The sequence below is a fragment of the Saccharospirillum alexandrii genome, from assembly GCF_004000275.1.
Classification (GTDB): domain Bacteria; phylum Pseudomonadota; class Gammaproteobacteria; order Pseudomonadales; family Natronospirillaceae; genus Saccharospirillum; species Saccharospirillum alexandrii.
The window spans coordinates 703,138-718,597 of sequence record NZ_RCIP01000002.1 but is presented as its reverse complement, the minus strand read 5'-3'; the positions used below and the strand labels follow the sequence as shown (position 1 = coordinate 718,597).

Below are 15,460 nucleotides of genomic sequence, written 5' to 3'. Positions count from 1 at the left end.
ACGCAGGCCGACTCGGGCGCTGGGTCAGCGAGCTAACAGAATTTGCAAACGAGAGCCGACGCGTTGTGCCACGTCTGCCAGGTCACCGATCAGCTCGATTACCCGGTACAGGAACATCACGTCAATGGGGGGGTAGTCCTTTTCCACGGCACGCAGGGCGCGGCGTACCCGGATTTCCAGTTCATCGGCCCGGTGCTCCTGATCGTCCAGATCGTTGAGCAGGCCGCTCACCAGCTTGATTTCCCGACTGCTGAAGCCGGTTTCGAACAATTCGTCCAGTTCGGCCAGCGCATCAGCGGCTTTCTGACTGGTGTTAATCGACGATTCCAGGTACTCGCGCATCAGCGGCTGTATGGGGTTCGGGATGGTCATTTCCCGGCCCAGCATCACTCCGGCTATGTCCTTGGCGCGGTTGGCGAGTTTGTCCTGGTGGGTCAGCAGTTCGAGCAGGTCGGAGCGGGGGACCGGCATGAACAGGCTGTTGGGCAGGTGCATGCGGATGTCTTTTTTCATCCGGTCCGCTTCGCCCTCGAGTTTGGCAATGTCCTGACGGATGGCTTCGGCCGCCTGGTAGTCGCCAGTAGCGGCCACATCATAAAAGTCGATCAGTCGAACCACGCAGGCGTGCGCTTTCTGCATGTGTTCCTGCATGGGCTTGACCGGGGACCGGCCAAAGAGGGCCATCAATGGGCTGTCAGCCGCCATGTCGCTTTCCTCTGTTGCATCGTCGAATGAAGTGGGGGCGCATTATAGAGACCCGGCGCTGTAATAAAAACGTCACATGTGGGCTAATTCACATTTTTTTGACCAGCGGGTGTTTTGGTGTGAAGACGAGGTGGCAGGGCCGGGGGTTGCATGGAGAGTGATTACTTACCCGGCAGGCCGCCGGGCAGGTTTGAACGATGCGTCGGTCAGTTAAGTGGTTCGCCCTCGCTGGGCTGGGGCAGAGCCCGGATGCGTCGCTTGTCGTCGATGGCGACGTACACGAACTCCGATTCCGTGACCTTCTGGCGTTCTTCGTCTTCGGGCATCCGGCACCAGACCTCAACGCCGATGCGAATCGAACTGCGGCCCATGCCCAGAATGCGGGTATAGCAGCAGATGACCGAGCCAACCCGGACCGGCCGCACAAACGACATGTCACCAATGGCCATGGTGGTGGTACGGCCATGAGCCAGCCGGCTGGCGGCGATGCTGGCGGCCATGTCCATATGCGTCACCAGCCAGCCGCCGGAGATGTCCCCATTGGTGTTGGTGTCTTTGGGCTGGGCAACGACCCGCAATTGCAGTTCGCCGCGGGGCGTCGGGTCTTTTTCATCCAGTTTTTTCATGGGGTCCCTAACATCGTTCTGGCCTGGAAAGTCAGGCCGGGCGGGGCTGTCCGGCCAGTATCGGCAATACATCACTGGCCCGGAGTATACGGGAAAAACACCGCTTTTGACTATGTCGGAGGGCCGCTGATCGGTCCGTATGCGATATTTATGACAGTTGTAACAATACTGTCACATCAAAGACATATCCTTGTCATATCCGAGCTCTAGCATGCCTCTCGAGCTTCGAGGTTGTGACCCAGTTGCCAATTCGCAGTTGGGCAGGCCGAGAAAAACCAAAGACTGACTGGAGGTTTACCAGTGAACAAGAAAATGATTGGCGCCCTGGCTCTTGCCACCGCCGCTACCAGCTTCGCAACGGTATCGGCCGAAGGCCGTAGCCAGATTAGCATCGTAGGGTCTTCTACTGTGTTCCCATTCGCGTCGGTGGTTGCCGAGCGTTTCGGTCAGACTACTTCATTCCCAACGCCGACCATTGAATCTACCGGTTCAGGCGGCGGCTTGAGCCTGTTTTGCCAGGGCGTTGGCGAAAGCACACCAGACATTACCAATGCCTCTCGTCGCATCAAGCAATCTGAAATCGAACTGTGTGCCAGCAACGGTGTAGAAGACGTTGTTGAAGTATTGATCGGCTACGACGGCATTGCCATTGCGAACAGCGTTGACGGTGCCGAGCTACAGCTGAGCAAAGGCCAGCTGTTCCTGGCATTGGCTGAAACCGTGCCGAGCCCGAATGGCTCAGGTCTGGTGACCAACCCATACGAAACCTGGAACGACATTGACAGCAGCCTGCCGAACATCGACATCCGCGTTTTCGGACCGCCACCGTCATCCGGTACCCGCGACGCCTTCGTTGAACTGGTGATGGAAGAAGGTTGCATGGAATTCGACGCGATCGCGTCACTGGAAGACACCGACGAAGACAAGATGGAAGAAGTCTGTGCCACCATGCGTGAAGATGGCGCTTTCGTTGAAGCTGGCGAAAACGACAGCCTGATCGTGTCGCGTCTGGAAAACGACCCGAACGCTCTGGGCATCTTCGGTTACTCCTTCCTGGATCAGAACTCAGACAAGGTCAAGTCAGTCTCGGTTGAAGGCGTTAAGGCCACCTTTGATACCATCGCTGACGGCTCTTACTCAGTGTCCCGCCCGCTGTTCTTCTACGTTAAGAAGGCACACGTCGGCGTGATTCCGGGCATCGAAGAGTACCTGGCCGAGTTCACCAGCCGCCGTTCCATTGGCGCCAATGGTTACCTGATCGACCGTGGTCTGATTCCGCTGTCCAATACCGAATACGCTCGCATGAAAGACAACGCAGAGAACCTGCGCGACGTCTCACTGTAAGCAGTAGTCGTAAGGGGCCGGGCAAAACGTCAGGCCCAATCAGAGGAGGTCCAGTTGGCTGGCCCTCCTCTTGGTGTTTAAACGGTATGGGTTCTTCTGGCGGTATTTTCTGAGAGAATGCGCCGCGTCGGCCCGGTTTCGTTGACACCGGTTATGGAATGTCCCGGTCAACGCTTTGCACGGTGTGTTTTCACCAGGCAATAGAGCAGTGACCGAGACGTTTTTTCATGTTCTGAGGAGTGGTTGGATGCAAACATCGACCCTGATTTTGTTCGTACTGGCGTTGACTGTCGTCGCCTATGTGCTCGGCCGTCAGCGCTCGGTGCAGCTGGCCCAGCCACTTGGCGGGATTAAAAGGCTGCATTCCCTGCCCAATTACTACGGACTGATGGCCGCCGTCTGGACCGGCATTCCAGCCCTCGTCATCGTCGCTGTCTGGACGGGAATGGAAACCACGGTCATCACCGGTACCGTGCTGTCGACGTTACCGGACACCTACACCAGCGTCTCGGAGTCTCAAATAAGCCTGACGTTCAGCCGCATTCGTAACATTCAACTGGGCACGATAGACGGCAGCCAGTACCCCGATCTGGTTCAGGCGGGTGAGTTGCTGCAACGCTTAACCGAGAGCAGTCAGTTTGGCAAGGTCGCGCTGACCCTGGTCATCTCTGTTCTGGGCGGCGCCTATGCCTGGTTGCGGACCAGCCCGAGGCTGAGAGCCCGCCCGCAGTTTGAGGTCGTTCTTAAAGGCTTTTTCCTGCTCTGTTCCACCATCGCCATCTTCACCACGATCGGCATCATTTTGTCGGTTCTGTTTGAAAGCATCCGTTTTTTCCAGTCGATCCCGTTTTTCGATTTTGTATTCGGCACCAAGTGGAGCCCCCAGATTGCGATTCGTGCCGACCAGGTCGGTTCGTCCGGTGCCTTCGGTGCCATACCCTTGTTTGTCGGAACGCTGCTGATCGCTGCCATCGCCTTGCTGGTGGCGGTGCCACTCGGGCTGATGTCGGCCATTTATTTATCGGAATACGCCAATTCGAAAGTGCGCGGTGTCGTTAAGCCACTGCTGGAAGTGCTGGCCGGTATCCCCACCGTGGTGTATGGCTTTTTCGCCGCACTGACCATGGCGCCGCTGGTGCGTGACTTTTTCCAGGGCATCGGGCTCGATGGCGTTTCTGCCGAATCGGCGTTAGCCGCGGGCCTGGTCATGGGTATCATGATTATCCCCTTTGTGTCGTCGTTGTCGGATGACGTGATCAATGCCGTTCCCAACAGTTTGCGCGATGGTTCCTATGGCCTCGGCGCTACCAAGAGCGAGACTATCCGCCAAGTCGTCTTCCCGGCCGCTTTGCCGGGTATCATGGGTGGCGTTCTGCTGGCGGCTTCCCGGGCCATTGGGGAGACCATGATTGTGGTGATGGCGGCTGGTTTGGCCGCCAACCTCACGGTCAACCCGCTGGAGGCGGTCACTACGGTGACGGTGCAAATTGCAACCCTTCTGGTGGGTGACCAGGAATTTGACAGTCCCAAGACTCTGGCGGCGTTTGCCCTGGGCCTGATGCTGTTCATTACCACACTGCTGTTGAACATTGTGGCCATGTCGATCGTGAAGAGGTTCCGTGAACAATATGACTGATCAACCATTGAATGCCATCGAACGGATGGCAACCGTCAAGCAGGAACGTCTGAACGCCCGACTGAAGCAACGTTACAACCGCGAGCGTCGTTTCAAGGCTTACGGTATTGCGTCCATCACCGGAGGCCTGGCGTTTCTGGCGATATTGCTGATCACCATTTTCAGTCAGGGCATACCGGCCTTTCAGAGCTCCTTCATCAAGCTCGACATCACGTATGACCCGGATGCCCTGTACATCGACGATGCTTCCGACCCGGAGCAGCTGCGTTTTGCCGATTTTGACAACGCAGTGCGTCAGTCGATGCTGGAGCGCTTCCCGGAAGTGTCGGGCCGGAATGACACGCGTGAGCTGATGTCCCTGATCAGTACGGCCGCCGGGTACACCGTGCGGGATCGGTTGATCGCCAACCCCGATCTGTTGGGTCAAACCGAAACGCTGTGGCTCATGGCCGATGATGATCTGGACCTCGTTCTGAACGGTACCATCGATCGCAATTTGCCGTCGGATGAGCGGCGGGTATCCGATCTGGAGCTTGAGTGGATTGACGACTTGCTGGCCAATGATGATATTGAGCGTCGTTTTAACACCACCTTCTTCACCCGGGGCGACTCCCGCGACCCTGAAACCGCCGGTGTCTGGGGCGCTGTGGTCGGCTCCTTCTACACCCTGGTGGTGACGCTGGCGCTGTCGTTCCCGATTGGGGTGGCCGCCGCCATTTACCTGGAAGAGTTTGCGCCCAAGAACCGGTTGACCGAAATCATTGAGGTGAACATCAATAACCTGGCGGCAGTGCCGTCCATTGTGTTTGGCCTGCTCGGTCTGGCTGTGTTTATCAACTTCTTTGGGTTGCCGCGCTCGGCCCCGGTGGTCGGTGGCCTGGTGCTGACGCTGATGACGTTGCCGACCATTATTATTTCAGCCCGTGCATCGATAAAGGCGGTACCGCCGTCGATTCGGGATGCAGCCATGGGGCTGGGTGCTTCAAAAATGCAGGTGACGTTGCACCATGTATTGCCCCTGGCGATGCCCGGCATGCTGACCGGCACTATCATTGGCATGGCTCAGGCTCTGGGCGAAACCGCCCCGTTGCTGATGATTGGCATGGTGGCCTTCATTGTGGATATTCCACAGGGTTTCACTGATGCCGCCACGGTTCTGCCGGTGCAGGTGTATATCTGGTCGGACAGCCCGGAACGGGCCTTTATTGCCAAGACATCCGCAGCCATTATGGTGCTGTTGGGCTTCCTGGCGCTGATGAATTTGTTGGCCGTCCTGCTGCGCCGTAAATTTGAGCGTCGCTGGTAGGCGATTTCGGGGAGACCGTAGACAATGACCATTACCAATCAGTACACAGAACATAAGGCCGACACCGTGACCGTAGCCAAAACCGAACCCGATCAGTTTGACATCGGCGACTGGACCCAGACCGTGGGCGACCCGTTGCTGGACGACCCCCGCCTCAGCGCCCGTAATGTCGATGTGTTCTACGCGGATAATCAGGCGATTCACAATGTGAGCCTCGATGTTGGCAAGAACGAAGTCATTGCGATGATCGGGCCGTCCGGGTGCGGCAAGTCGACCTTTTTGCGCACCCTGAACCGGATGAACGATTCAATCGATATATGCCGGGTCAAAGGCGAGATCATTCTCGACGGCCACAATATTTACGACAAAAGCATGGACGTTGTGGAGCTTCGGGCCAAGGTCGGTATGGTGTTTCAGAAGCCGAACCCCTTCCCCAAATCCATTTACGACAACGTAGCCTATGGCCCGCGCATTCACGGCCTGGTATCGCGGCGTGCCGAACTGGACGAAGTGGTGGAAACCGCCCTGCGCAAAGCCGGCCTCTGGGATGAAGCGAAAGACCGCCTCGACAAGCCGGCGACCGGTCTGTCGGGTGGGCAGCAGCAACGGTTGTGCATCGCCCGCACCATCGCCGTATCACCCGAGGTGATTTTAATGGACGAGCCCTGTTCAGCCCTGGACCCGATCGCCACTGCGCGCATCGAGGAACTGATCGCCGAGCTGTCAGAGAACTACACCATAGCCATCGTGACGCACAGCATGCAGCAGGCGGCCCGGGTTTCGCAGCGCACGGCCTATTTTCACCTGGGCAAGCTGATTGAAGTGGGTGATACCGACAAGATTTTTACCTCGCCGGATCACAAACTGACTGAAGATTACATCACCGGTCGCTTCGGCTGACCGGAGGGGGAGACACCATGGATAAATCACATTTCGACCGCCACACGTCCGCTCAGTACAACGCCGAGCTGGAAGAAGCGCGCAAGAACCTGATGCAAATGGGTGGCCTGGTTGAGCAACAGGTCGAGGACGCGCTTAAGGCGCTGATGGAAATGGACACCGCCCTGGCCCAGCGCGTGATCGACACCGACAAGACGGTGAACGAGATGGAACTGGAGATCGACGAGGAGTGCGCGCGCATTCTGGCGCTGCGTCACCCTGCCGCCTCCGACCTGCGGTTTGTGATCGCGGTTTCCAAGTCGGTGAACGATCTTGAGCGTATGGGTGATGAGGCCTCTAAGGTTGCCAAACATACGCTGGAGCTGGCCGATACAGGTTCGGGCCCTCAGGGCTACGTTGAACTGCGCCACATCGGCGAGAAGGTAAGGATCATGGTTGCCCAGTCGCTGGATTCCTTTGCCCGGCTGAATACCGACAGTGCTTTCGATGTGCTGCATCAGGATAAGGCCGTGGATCTGGAGTACGGCACGGCTATTCGCACGCTCGTTACCACCATGATGGAAGACCCGCGCACCATCAGCCGGGCTCTCAATGTGATGTGGGCACTGCGCTCGCTCGAGCGGATCGGCGACCATGCCCGCAATGTGGCTGAATCGGTCATCTATCTGGTTAAGGGCAAAGATGTGCGTCACATCGACCTGGATCAGGTGGAAGCCCAGATCAAGAAAAAATAATTGCGAAAAAACTTGTTGCGAATCAAAAGGTTGTTGACGAGCAATTGGGTTTTCCTTATATTACGCACCCGTTGCCGGCATAGCTCAGTTGGTAGAGCAACTGACTTGTAATCAGTAGGTCCCGAGTTCGACTCTTGGTGCCGGCACCATATTCCAAAAAACCCGCTTCGTGCGGGTTTTTTCGTTTCTGGGGTTTGGTGGTTGCTGTCACTGGGTGCCATGAGTCCGCTTCGGCACCTGATTGCCATCAATCATACAAAAATTTGCCTCGACTGATCCTTTCAGTTCCCTTCACTGGCGGCTTGTCCGTATATTCAGTAGAGTCAGCGGTTCGTCCGTTGTACTGCTTTGGAATCTGGCATGAACTTCATTACCGATCTGTTGTTGTCGCTTTCGGGGCTGATTCGCCCGCATCTTACTTTTGTTTCGTCTGCTCTGGTGGCCACCTTGCTGGTTATCTATGGCAATGATGTCAACCGTGCTGTCTGGGCGCTGATTCGCCGGGCTCATTTTATCGTTCGGACCCTGGTGTTTATTCTGTTGTGTGCCATCGGGTATGGCCTGATTGCGGTTTTTCTGGTGCCGCTTGTCTCCCGGCTGTTGTTGATGGCGGGCTCGGTCTGGTTTGGGTTGATTGTTGTGCTGGTGTTTATTCTGGTTGGCTGGCTGGCTGAAAAGCACAGTCGGCGGGGGTGATGAGGGTGGCTGGCATCTGGCACAAGCCGTTGCGCCGACTGTCTCTAGGCGTTGTGTTGGTTTTGTCGTTACTGCCGCTGCAACGGGCCTGGGCTTTGAATGAAGCGGCGCATCAGGCGGTGCTGCAGCTTGCGATCATGCAACTGGAGGAGGGTGCCCGTGAACAGTTGGCGCAGTGGTATGGGCCCCAGTGGCAACGCGACCTGATCGCCCTGGCCAACTGGGCTGATGAAGCCCGGCCCGAGCCGCGCTTCAGCAAGGTCTTGTTTGCCGAAGGCGCGACAAGTTTTGACCTGGTTGAAAACTGCCCGGGGAATCTGTGTGCCGTGGCGGCCATCCTGGAGAGCCGTCGGGTGCTTGAAGATGAATCGTACAGTGTGATCCGCAAGCGCGAGGCCTTGCAGTATTTGATGCATTTCGTTACCGAGTTGCATGTGCCAGTCAATGCAGGGCGTCTTTCGGATGAGGGCGGGCGAACGCTGACCCTTACGGCGAGTGATCTGCGCGATGTCACGCTGGATTGGGTGTGGAATCAGGATCTGTACAGCCGGGTGAGCGACTCCTGGTTTGTGCAGGCCCAACGCTATCGGCGTCGCCTGTCAGAGCTGCCAGTGTCGCAGTGGCAGCAGGCCATGGATCCGGTTGACTGGGCGCTGGAGACGCATCAGCTGTCTCTGGAGACGGCTTATGCCTTTGCTGATCGCGGTGAGTACGATGCCGCGTACCGCCAGGCAGCAATGCCGGTGCTTGAGACGCAGATGATCAAAGCCAGTGTGCGCCTGGCTGGGGTACTGAACGCGATTTTATAAAGCTGTCTGGTAAGGACGGATTCCCGGGTAACGGGCAGGCATAAAAAAAGGCCCCATCCGAGGGCCTTTTTTTATTACGATCATTTTAACCATCCGTGTCGACCACTGAACTGCTGAGAGCTTCCGTTGCCGCACCATTGGCTCCGTCCTGGCGCCCCTGGTGTGTCTATTCTGCTATCAGGCTACTTGCGCAGTCTGACGTCAGCATCCGTGCTGTGTCGCGTGATGCGATGCTCCTGTTGCCATCCTATGGCTGGCCAGCCTGGCCCCTGTTTTGTCCGTTGGCGTTCTTCCTGAACACGAGAGAAGTATAGCGAATGTCAGTTTGCGTTGTGACACAGTTAGCGCTTTGAGAGCCGGCTTTGGTCAGTTTTGCCCCATGAGCAGACGGTCAGATGCGGCTTGGCGGTTGTTTTTAGTGAACTTCGTCACAAAAGAAGTGGAAACATCGCACGCACCGTGTAGGAGATGTCTTACACGGGGATGAGGGAAATGAGAAGTTGAACGTCAATGGCAAGGCATGAAACGGTCAGGCAATTGTCAGTCAGAAGGGTGTGTTGCGCGTGTGTCGCTGCCTTACTGCCCGCTTAGTGTGTAAGTGAGGGTATCTGGTCGGGTGTTTGGCCGGGCAAATTTGACGGTTAATTCACCGATGCTCTGGTGGTACGGGGAAAGTGGAAGGGCAGATGACTCTGCCCTTCCGGGTCTTGCCAGTGTGATGCTATTGGCTTGCTGCGATGAACCATCCCGGCTCTTGCATGCTCTTCCGTGTGACCGTCCCCGGTCGGGCGTTCCTTGCGGCGCTTTTGTCCCTGTCGGTTCGTCCTTGCGCATCCCTGTGACGGCTGCTGCCGAGCCGTGCGTTGTCCCTGGTGTGACCATCCTGGTCGGCATCCCTGTTTCTGGCCACCCTGCCAGCTGACTGTCCGTAGTCTTCGGTTTCCATTCGGTTCAGGCCAAGTCTTGGCCCTGCTCCCTGAACGCAGGCTATGATACGGGTAAGACCCTCTGAATTGGGCGTCGATTTATTGACAGATTGAGTCGTAAAAAGTGTGACGGAGTGCAAAGCCTGCAATACTGCGGGTGCGCCCATTCTGTGGGACGATTCTTAGTGCAAGTCGCTCTTATTCTCACATTGAATGTAGGAAATCTCGTACAAATCATGTCAGAAAAAAAGACATTACCCTCCGGAACCTTACATTTTTTTGGCGGAAAATCGGTGGTTTTCTGGCTTAAACAGGGGGTAATACCCCTGAGTCCGGGTTTGCCGCTGGCGCAACCTTTTGTTCAGCCGTTTTCAGAACAGGCACGAACGCTGCAGCCGGTCAGTGCTGAAGCACTGGAGCGCGAATGGCAACGCCAGTATGAAACGTTGCCATTGGCCGTTAAGGGGCTGTTGAGTTTCGAGCACTTTCGCGCCCAGTCGGGCGAGCTGGCCAGCACCATACAAGCGTCGGCCCGGGAGCGCGAGCACGGGCGCTTGCCCGGGTATGACCTGAACCGGTTGGCGAAAGCCCGCGTGGCCCGGTTGTTTCCATCGGCGTTGAGCTATCTGGCCTGGCGAGACCTGGCAGACGGGTTCCGTGGCCTAGCTGTGGCGGTACAAAGCCGGCACGCGTCTCTGGCCAGCCGGGCGGGGCGGCCGGCACTGCTGGCGCCGGTTCAGTATGGAGGCGAACACCGCTACCAGGTGACCGCAACCAACCCCTTTCCAGGCCTATTGGTCGATCACCCCGCCTGTGCGGACAACCATGAATGGCGCCTGCTGATGCCGGAGACGACGGTACCGGTGAAACCCGGGCCCGACCGTGAGCCTCAGCCAGTGCTGCCGATTCAGAGAGGGCTGATCACGGCGATCTATTGGTCGGTCCATACGCCGGAAGCAACGATTGCCGAGGTTCGCCAACTGGCTGCCCGCGACATGCGCTTTCGGTCGGTGGCTCTGGGCCAGGTAATACCGGATCCGGGGCGCTGGCAATTGCAGCTGCACCCGGTCAGCGAGTAAAGGCAGGAATTGACTGCTAGAATAAAAACAGTGTCTTTCGACTTATGCCCTGCAGGCCCGTTACAGGATTAACTACATGCAGAAACTCTCTTTTCTGGTGGCCGATGATGCCGGTTTTATCCGGGATCTGGTCAAACGCGCGCTTAAAAGTCAGTTTGCCCAATGCCAGATCGACGAAGCCCCCAATGGGCGCAAGGCACAGGGGTTGCTGAACAGGAACCGCTACGATCTGGTGCTCTGCGACTGGGAAATGCCGGAGATGTCGGGGCTGGAGTTACTGGGATGGCTGCGAGCGACCGAGACCGAGCGCGAACAAAGCAAGACACCGTTCATTATGGTGACCAGCCGGGGCGACAAGTCTCATGTGGTTAAGGCAGTCGAGGCCGGCGTGAGCGATTACATTGGCAAACCGTTCAGCAATGACCAGATTCTGAAGAAAGTGCTCAAGGCGCTGTCGGTCAACCACCGGGATCTGATTCGCAGCATTTTAAAGGGCCAGGCAACCATGTCGAAGCCGGAAGGAGGGCTGGGCGAATCGGCCAGTTTGCTGACGTCTTCTCAGGCGACCCCCCGGTCGGCTCCGTCACCGAAACTCAGTGACAGTGCCAGCTTGCTTACCGGTGGCAAACCCGCAACGCCCAAGCCCGCCGCGGCCAGCAACAAGGCGGCGACCAAGGTGCTGGTCCGATCATCGAAAGGGCAGTGGAAGGGTGCGGTGCGTGATGTGAATCTGGTTGAGATCTCCGTCGACATTTTGCTTGAAGAAGCGCCGCCGCCCATCTTGTTTGAGCAGGTGGTGATAGATTTGCAGGTTCCGGATCAGCCCAGTTCCCTGGCGCGCATCAATGGTTTTGTCACTCAGCTTGCGTTGCGCGAAGCCTCGATGGATGCCCGCAGCGTGCGCCTGGGTGTGAAGTTCGTGGATGACGATCCGGAGAAGATGGAGGTGCTAAGCCGGCTTGTGGCTTCGATTCGGCGCTGAATCCGGCGTTGCCGACACCGCGGCGGGCAACAGCCGTTCGGCGGGCAGGCAGCAGGTGAACACGGAACCGCGCCCGGGCACGCTGGCGACATCGAGTCGACCCTGGTGGTGATGCAGAATGTGCTTGACGATGGCCAGGCCGAGGCCGGTGCCTCCGCGTTCGCTGCTGCGGCCCGGGTCTACGCGGTAGAAGCGTTCGGTAAGCCGCGGAATGTGGCGCGGGTCAATGCCGATGCCGTTGTCCCTGATCGAGATATAGCCGCCCTGTGGTGATTCGTGCCAGTGCAGTTCAATATCGCTGCCATCGGGGCTGTAGTTGACGGCGTTGTAGACCAGGTTGCTGATGGCCGAACGCAATTCTGAGGGGTCTCCCTGAAGGTCTTTGTCGCTGTCGAGGCGCACGCTGATGTGGTGGTTGCGTTCACTCGACAGCGCGCGGGCGTCGTCGGCAATGCTGTTCAGCAAGGTACCCACCTCGATGCGCTGGCGTACCGACTCCCTCACTTCCACATCCAGCCGCGTCAGCACCAGCAAGTCGTTCACCAGGTTTTCCATGCGCTGGGTTTGGCCATTCATGCTGCCCAGTGCCCGGCGGAGCGGGGCGGGCAGGTCATCGCTGAAGTCGAGAATGGATTCCAGGTAGCCCTTGAGCACGGTCAGCGGGGTCTTGAGTTCGTGGCTGGCGTTGGCCACGAAGTCTTGACGCATGTGTTCCAGCTGGGTCATTCGCGTGGTGTCGCGAATCAGCAGCAGGCGCTCTCCCTTGCCGTAAATGGTCATCGAGACATCGAGAGTTCTGTCAGGGAAGGCCGGGTTATCGATGCGGATGCTCTCGCGCACTTCACGGTTCTGGTAGAACTTCTGAAAGGCAGGCTCGCGCACCAGGTTGATCAGCAGTTGGCCTTCATCCCGCGGTTGCAGCTTGAGCAGGTCGGCCGCGGATTGGTTCCACCATTGCAGGGCGCCGTGGTGGTCGAGCAGGATCACGCCATCGCGCAGGGCTTCGGTGGAATTTTGCACACGGTTGATCACGTTCTGGTAGTGGCGGACTTGTTTCTTGCGCCGGCGTTGTTCGCTGTAGAGATGGTCGAACACCATGCCCCAGAGGCCCTTGGAGTCTGGTGGTTCCGATTTGGCACCCTGTTCCAGCCACTTGATCAGCCGGCTCTGCTGGAACAATTGCCAGGCCAGATAACCGCTAACGGCTATGAGTAACAACAGGATCGGCTGGCCAATATAGACGCCAAAGGCGAACACGCCGGTCAGTGCCAGCAGCAAGTTTCTGAAATAGGGGCGTCGTATGTCTCGAATCATGAAGCCGATTGTGCCGAAACTTTGGTCGAGAAGCGATATCCGGTGCCTCTGACGGTCTGAACCATAGCCTGGAAGGGCTCGCCCAGGGCTTTGCGCAAGCGCCGGATGTGAACGTCGACGGTGCGCTCATCCACATAGACATTGCCGCCCCAAACCTGGTCGAGCAGCTGCGAACGAGTGTAGGCACGCTCGGGATGGCTCATAAAGAACTGCAATAACCGGAATTCGGTCGGCCCCATGGTCAGCTCGCCTTCGCCGGTGCTGACGCGGTGGCTGTTCGGGTCGAGCCGCAGGCCCTGAATGTCGATGGGCTCCTCAATGCCCGCCGGCGTTGTGCGGCGCAATACGGCTTTTAGCCGGGCAACGAGTTCGCGCGGTGAGAAGGGCTTGGTGATGTAATCATCGGCCCCGGCTTCCAGACCGGTAATTTTATGGTCTTCCTCACCTTTGGCCGTGAGCATGATGATGGGGATTTCTGCGGTCATCGGGTCCCGCTTCAGCCGGCGCGCGAGTTCGACACCACTGACGTTGGGCATCATCCAGTCGAGCAGGATCAGGTCGGGTTTTTGGTCGACGACCAGGCTGTGCGCTTCGGTGGCATCGCCCGCTTCCAGGGTGTGGTAGCCGGCCATCTCCAGAGCCGCGGCGATCACTTCACGAATGGCCGATTCGTCGTCAACGATCAGAATGCTGCGAGAGTTCATGGTTCACCTTAAAGTCACCTTTGTGATCATTTAACGCCGCTTCCATGACAGAAGTGTTACAGCCGTCATTGAATTGTCAAAATTCAAGCTGCGAGCTGCGAGCTGTGAGTTTTGAGCTAACAGCTAACAGCTCGAAGCTCACAGCTGATCTAACACTGCGCCTATGAACAAAGCCAGGCCCGCCCAGTGGTTGTTCAGGAAGGCCTTGAAGCAGGGGTCGCGTTCGCGGTGGCGAATCAGCCATTGCTGGTAGAGGAAGCAGCCGGTGGCGACGGCCAGGCCCAGCCACCAGAATAGCTTCAGTTCGGCCTGAACGCCCAGCATGAACCAGGCGAGCCAGGTGAGCAGTTGCAGCAGGCCGACCATGAGTTTGTCGGCATCGCCGAAGAGGATGGCGGTGGATTTGATGCCGATTTTGAGGTCGTCGTCACGGTCGACCATGGCATACAGGGTGTCGTAGTGGACCGTCCAGAGAATGTTGGCGGTGTAAAGCAGCCAGGTGATCTCTGTGAGCGGCGCGCCGACGGCGGTATAGGCCATGGGGATCGCCCAGGAAAAGGCCGCGCCGAGAAAGACCTGGGGCAGGTAGGTGTAACGCTTCATGAACGGATAGAGCGCTGCCAGAAACAACCCGCCAAACGACATGTAAACCGTGGTGGTGTTGGTGAACAGCACCAGGCCAAAGGCGGCCAGTGCCAGTAGGGCGGCCAGCAGCAGCGCTTCGCGTTCGGTGACCAGGCCCCGGGCCAGTGGTCGTTGGTTGGTGCGTTTTACGTGGCCGTCGAGGTGGCGGTCGGCGTAGTCGTTGATGACGCAACCGGCGCTGCGCATCAGGGTGGTGCCGAGTATGAAGATGACCACCAAGTGCAGTGGCGGCCAGCCCTCGGCCGCGAGCCACAAGGCCGTTAACGTTGGCCACAGTAGCAGGTAAATACCGATGGGCCGGTCGAGTCGGGTCAGTTTAAGGTAATGTGGAAAGGCGTTGATGTTCATGGCTGAGTAAGGCTTCCATAAAAAATTCAGCGACCAGAACCGGGGCACTATGCAGCCAGTAACGGGTGCGTCGGCCCCAGCCGTGTTGGGTTCTGGTGACCTGATGCTGGTCTTTGCATACCCCGGGCGTGGTAAAGAGTAACTCGCCCAGGGGGCGGGTGTTCAATTGAGTCAGTGCAGACAGAGAACTGTTCAGGCTGGCCCGGGTGACCAGGGTATGGGCCAGCACCCAGGGTGTATTGTTGTGGCACAGGGCTACCTGGCGAGACCAGCACCGGCAGGCATCGGCTTGTTCGGTAAAGGCGGCCAGTGGTGTTGCAAGTGTCAGTTCGCCTTCGGCCAGAACCCGAACCGAAAAGGCCGCAGTGCGTTCGCGCAGCGCCTGCGTAAGGCTGCCAGGCATCTGCAGCCAGTAACGCCAGTCTGTAGAAGGCTGGTCTGGTACGGTCGTTAGGTCGTACCAGTCGTACTGACGCATGTCAGCCGGTTCAGGCATGGCGCGGGATGCTGTGGCGGGTTGGGGGTGTGCAAGGGTCACAACCGGGCAATCCGTCTGCTGCAAAAGGCGCAGTGTAAAGTGGCGCACCCACGAATACCAGAGGCGTTCCGGCTTCAGCGCCGGTGACTTTCTTGCAATTGGCGGGCAGTGTCAGTAGTTTCAGCAGCCCCGGGGGTTACCTGCCCGGGCCGGTAAAGCAGATCGCTA

Annotated in this window: 15 protein-coding genes and 1 tRNA gene; 10 read left to right on the top strand and 6 right to left on the bottom strand. The window is 57.9% G+C overall.

Annotated features, from left to right (window positions below; translation table 11 throughout):
• Positions 1-24: 24 nt before the first annotated feature.
• Positions 25-705 carry a TIGR00153 family protein gene (locus tag EP166_RS10975; protein WP_127556869.1) on the bottom strand — a complete coding sequence of 227 codons (681 nt, stop codon included), beginning with the start codon at positions 703-705 and terminating at the stop codon, positions 25-27.
• 206 nt (positions 706-911) lie between these two features.
• Complete coding sequence (locus tag EP166_RS10970; protein ID WP_127556867.1) at positions 912-1,331, bottom strand: acyl-CoA thioesterase; 420 nt, start codon at positions 1,329-1,331, stop codon at positions 912-914.
• Between the two features lie 300 nt (positions 1,332-1,631).
• Between EP166_RS10970 and EP166_RS10965 the strand changes: the two genes are divergently transcribed.
• From EP166_RS10965 to EP166_RS10920, 10 genes are all read left to right on the top strand, one after another.
• Positions 1,632-2,675: a substrate-binding domain-containing protein gene (locus EP166_RS10965; protein ID WP_220432547.1), complete on the top strand. Its 1,044-nt coding sequence runs from the start codon at positions 1,632-1,634 to the stop codon at positions 2,673-2,675.
• A gap of 247 nt (positions 2,676-2,922) precedes the next feature.
• On the top strand, positions 2,923-4,311 hold the full coding sequence (gene pstC, locus EP166_RS10960; RefSeq protein WP_127556865.1) for a phosphate ABC transporter permease subunit PstC: 1,389 nt from the start codon (positions 2,923-2,925) through the stop codon (positions 4,309-4,311).
• The gene (gene pstA / locus EP166_RS10955) at positions 4,304-5,617 is read left to right on the top strand and encodes a phosphate ABC transporter permease PstA (protein WP_127556863.1); all 1,314 of its coding nucleotides are present in this window, start codon (positions 4,304-4,306) and stop codon (positions 5,615-5,617) included. Before pstC ends, pstA begins: the two co-directional genes overlap by 8 nt.
• 24 nt (positions 5,618-5,641) lie before the next feature.
• Positions 5,642-6,517, top strand: a complete 876-nt coding sequence (pstB, locus tag EP166_RS10950) for a phosphate ABC transporter ATP-binding protein PstB (protein ID WP_127556861.1) — start codon at positions 5,642-5,644, stop codon at positions 6,515-6,517.
• Positions 6,518-6,534: 17 nt separating this feature from the next.
• Positions 6,535-7,251: a phosphate signaling complex protein PhoU gene (gene phoU / locus EP166_RS10945; RefSeq protein ID WP_127556859.1), complete on the top strand. Its 717-nt coding sequence runs from the start codon at positions 6,535-6,537 to the stop codon at positions 7,249-7,251.
• A 73-nt stretch (positions 7,252-7,324) separates the two neighbouring features.
• A tRNA-Thr gene (locus EP166_RS10940) sits at positions 7,325-7,400 on the top strand.
• A 211-nt stretch (positions 7,401-7,611) separates the two neighbouring features.
• Entirely contained in the window at positions 7,612-7,947 is a 336-nt protein-coding gene (locus EP166_RS10935) for a DUF3392 family protein (RefSeq protein ID WP_127556857.1), read from the top strand.
• Positions 7,948-7,952: 5 nt separating this feature from the next.
• The gene (locus EP166_RS10930; protein WP_164743905.1) at positions 7,953-8,756 is read left to right on the top strand and encodes a S1/P1 nuclease; all 804 of its coding nucleotides are present in this window, start codon (positions 7,953-7,955) and stop codon (positions 8,754-8,756) included.
• 1,162 nt (positions 8,757-9,918) lie between these two features.
• A complete protein-coding gene (locus EP166_RS10925; RefSeq protein ID WP_164743904.1) occupies positions 9,919-10,761 on the top strand; it encodes a hypothetical protein in 843 nt (280 codons plus the stop codon).
• Between the two features lie 76 nt (positions 10,762-10,837).
• Positions 10,838-11,743 (top strand): response regulator, encoded by a 906-nt coding sequence (locus EP166_RS10920; RefSeq protein ID WP_127556851.1) that lies wholly within the window; start codon positions 10,838-10,840, stop codon positions 11,741-11,743.
• Here EP166_RS10920 and phoR read toward each other — a convergent pair.
• The 4 genes from phoR to EP166_RS10900 form a co-directional block, all read right to left on the bottom strand.
• On the bottom strand, positions 11,711-13,057 hold the full coding sequence (phoR, locus tag EP166_RS10915; protein ID WP_127556849.1) for a phosphate regulon sensor histidine kinase PhoR: 1,347 nt from the start codon (positions 13,055-13,057) through the stop codon (positions 11,711-11,713). The genes EP166_RS10920 and phoR overlap by 33 nt on opposite strands.
• Positions 13,054-13,761: a phosphate regulon transcriptional regulator PhoB gene (gene phoB, locus EP166_RS10910; RefSeq protein ID WP_127556847.1), complete on the bottom strand. Its 708-nt coding sequence runs from the start codon at positions 13,759-13,761 to the stop codon at positions 13,054-13,056. The genes phoR and phoB overlap by 4 nt, the downstream gene beginning before the upstream one ends.
• 138 nt (positions 13,762-13,899) lie before the next feature.
• Complete coding sequence (ubiA, locus tag EP166_RS10905) at positions 13,900-14,754, bottom strand: 4-hydroxybenzoate octaprenyltransferase (RefSeq protein WP_127556845.1); 855 nt, start codon at positions 14,752-14,754, stop codon at positions 13,900-13,902.
• A complete protein-coding gene (locus EP166_RS10900) occupies positions 14,723-15,292 on the bottom strand; it encodes a chorismate--pyruvate lyase family protein (RefSeq protein ID WP_127556843.1) in 570 nt (189 codons plus the stop codon). The genes ubiA and EP166_RS10900 overlap by 32 nt, the downstream gene beginning before the upstream one ends.
• Positions 15,293-15,460: the final 168 nt, after the last annotated feature.

Coding starts and splice junctions, on each gene's coding strand:
- EP166_RS10975 (WP_127556869.1), bottom strand. CDS start 705: ATGGCGGCTGACAGCCCATTGATGGCCCTCTTTGGCCGGTCCCCGGTC.
- EP166_RS10970 (WP_127556867.1), bottom strand. CDS start 1,331: ATGAAAAAACTGGATGAAAAAGACCCGACGCCCCGCGGCGAACTGCAA.
- pstC (WP_127556865.1), top strand. CDS start 2,923: ATGCAAACATCGACCCTGATTTTGTTCGTACTGGCGTTGACTGTCGTC.
- pstA (WP_127556863.1), top strand. CDS start 4,304: ATGACTGATCAACCATTGAATGCCATCGAACGGATGGCAACCGTCAAG.
- pstB (WP_127556861.1), top strand. CDS start 5,642: ATGACCATTACCAATCAGTACACAGAACATAAGGCCGACACCGTGACC.
- phoU (WP_127556859.1), top strand. CDS start 6,535: ATGGATAAATCACATTTCGACCGCCACACGTCCGCTCAGTACAACGCC.
- EP166_RS10935 (WP_127556857.1), top strand. CDS start 7,612: ATGAACTTCATTACCGATCTGTTGTTGTCGCTTTCGGGGCTGATTCGC.
- EP166_RS10925 (WP_164743904.1), top strand. CDS start 9,919: ATGTCAGAAAAAAAGACATTACCCTCCGGAACCTTACATTTTTTTGGC.
- EP166_RS10920 (WP_127556851.1), top strand. CDS start 10,838: ATGCAGAAACTCTCTTTTCTGGTGGCCGATGATGCCGGTTTTATCCGG.
- phoR (WP_127556849.1), bottom strand. CDS start 13,057: ATGATTCGAGACATACGACGCCCCTATTTCAGAAACTTGCTGCTGGCA.
- phoB (WP_127556847.1), bottom strand. CDS start 13,761: ATGAACTCTCGCAGCATTCTGATCGTTGACGACGAATCGGCCATTCGT.
- ubiA (WP_127556845.1), bottom strand. CDS start 14,754: ATGAACATCAACGCCTTTCCACATTACCTTAAACTGACCCGACTCGAC.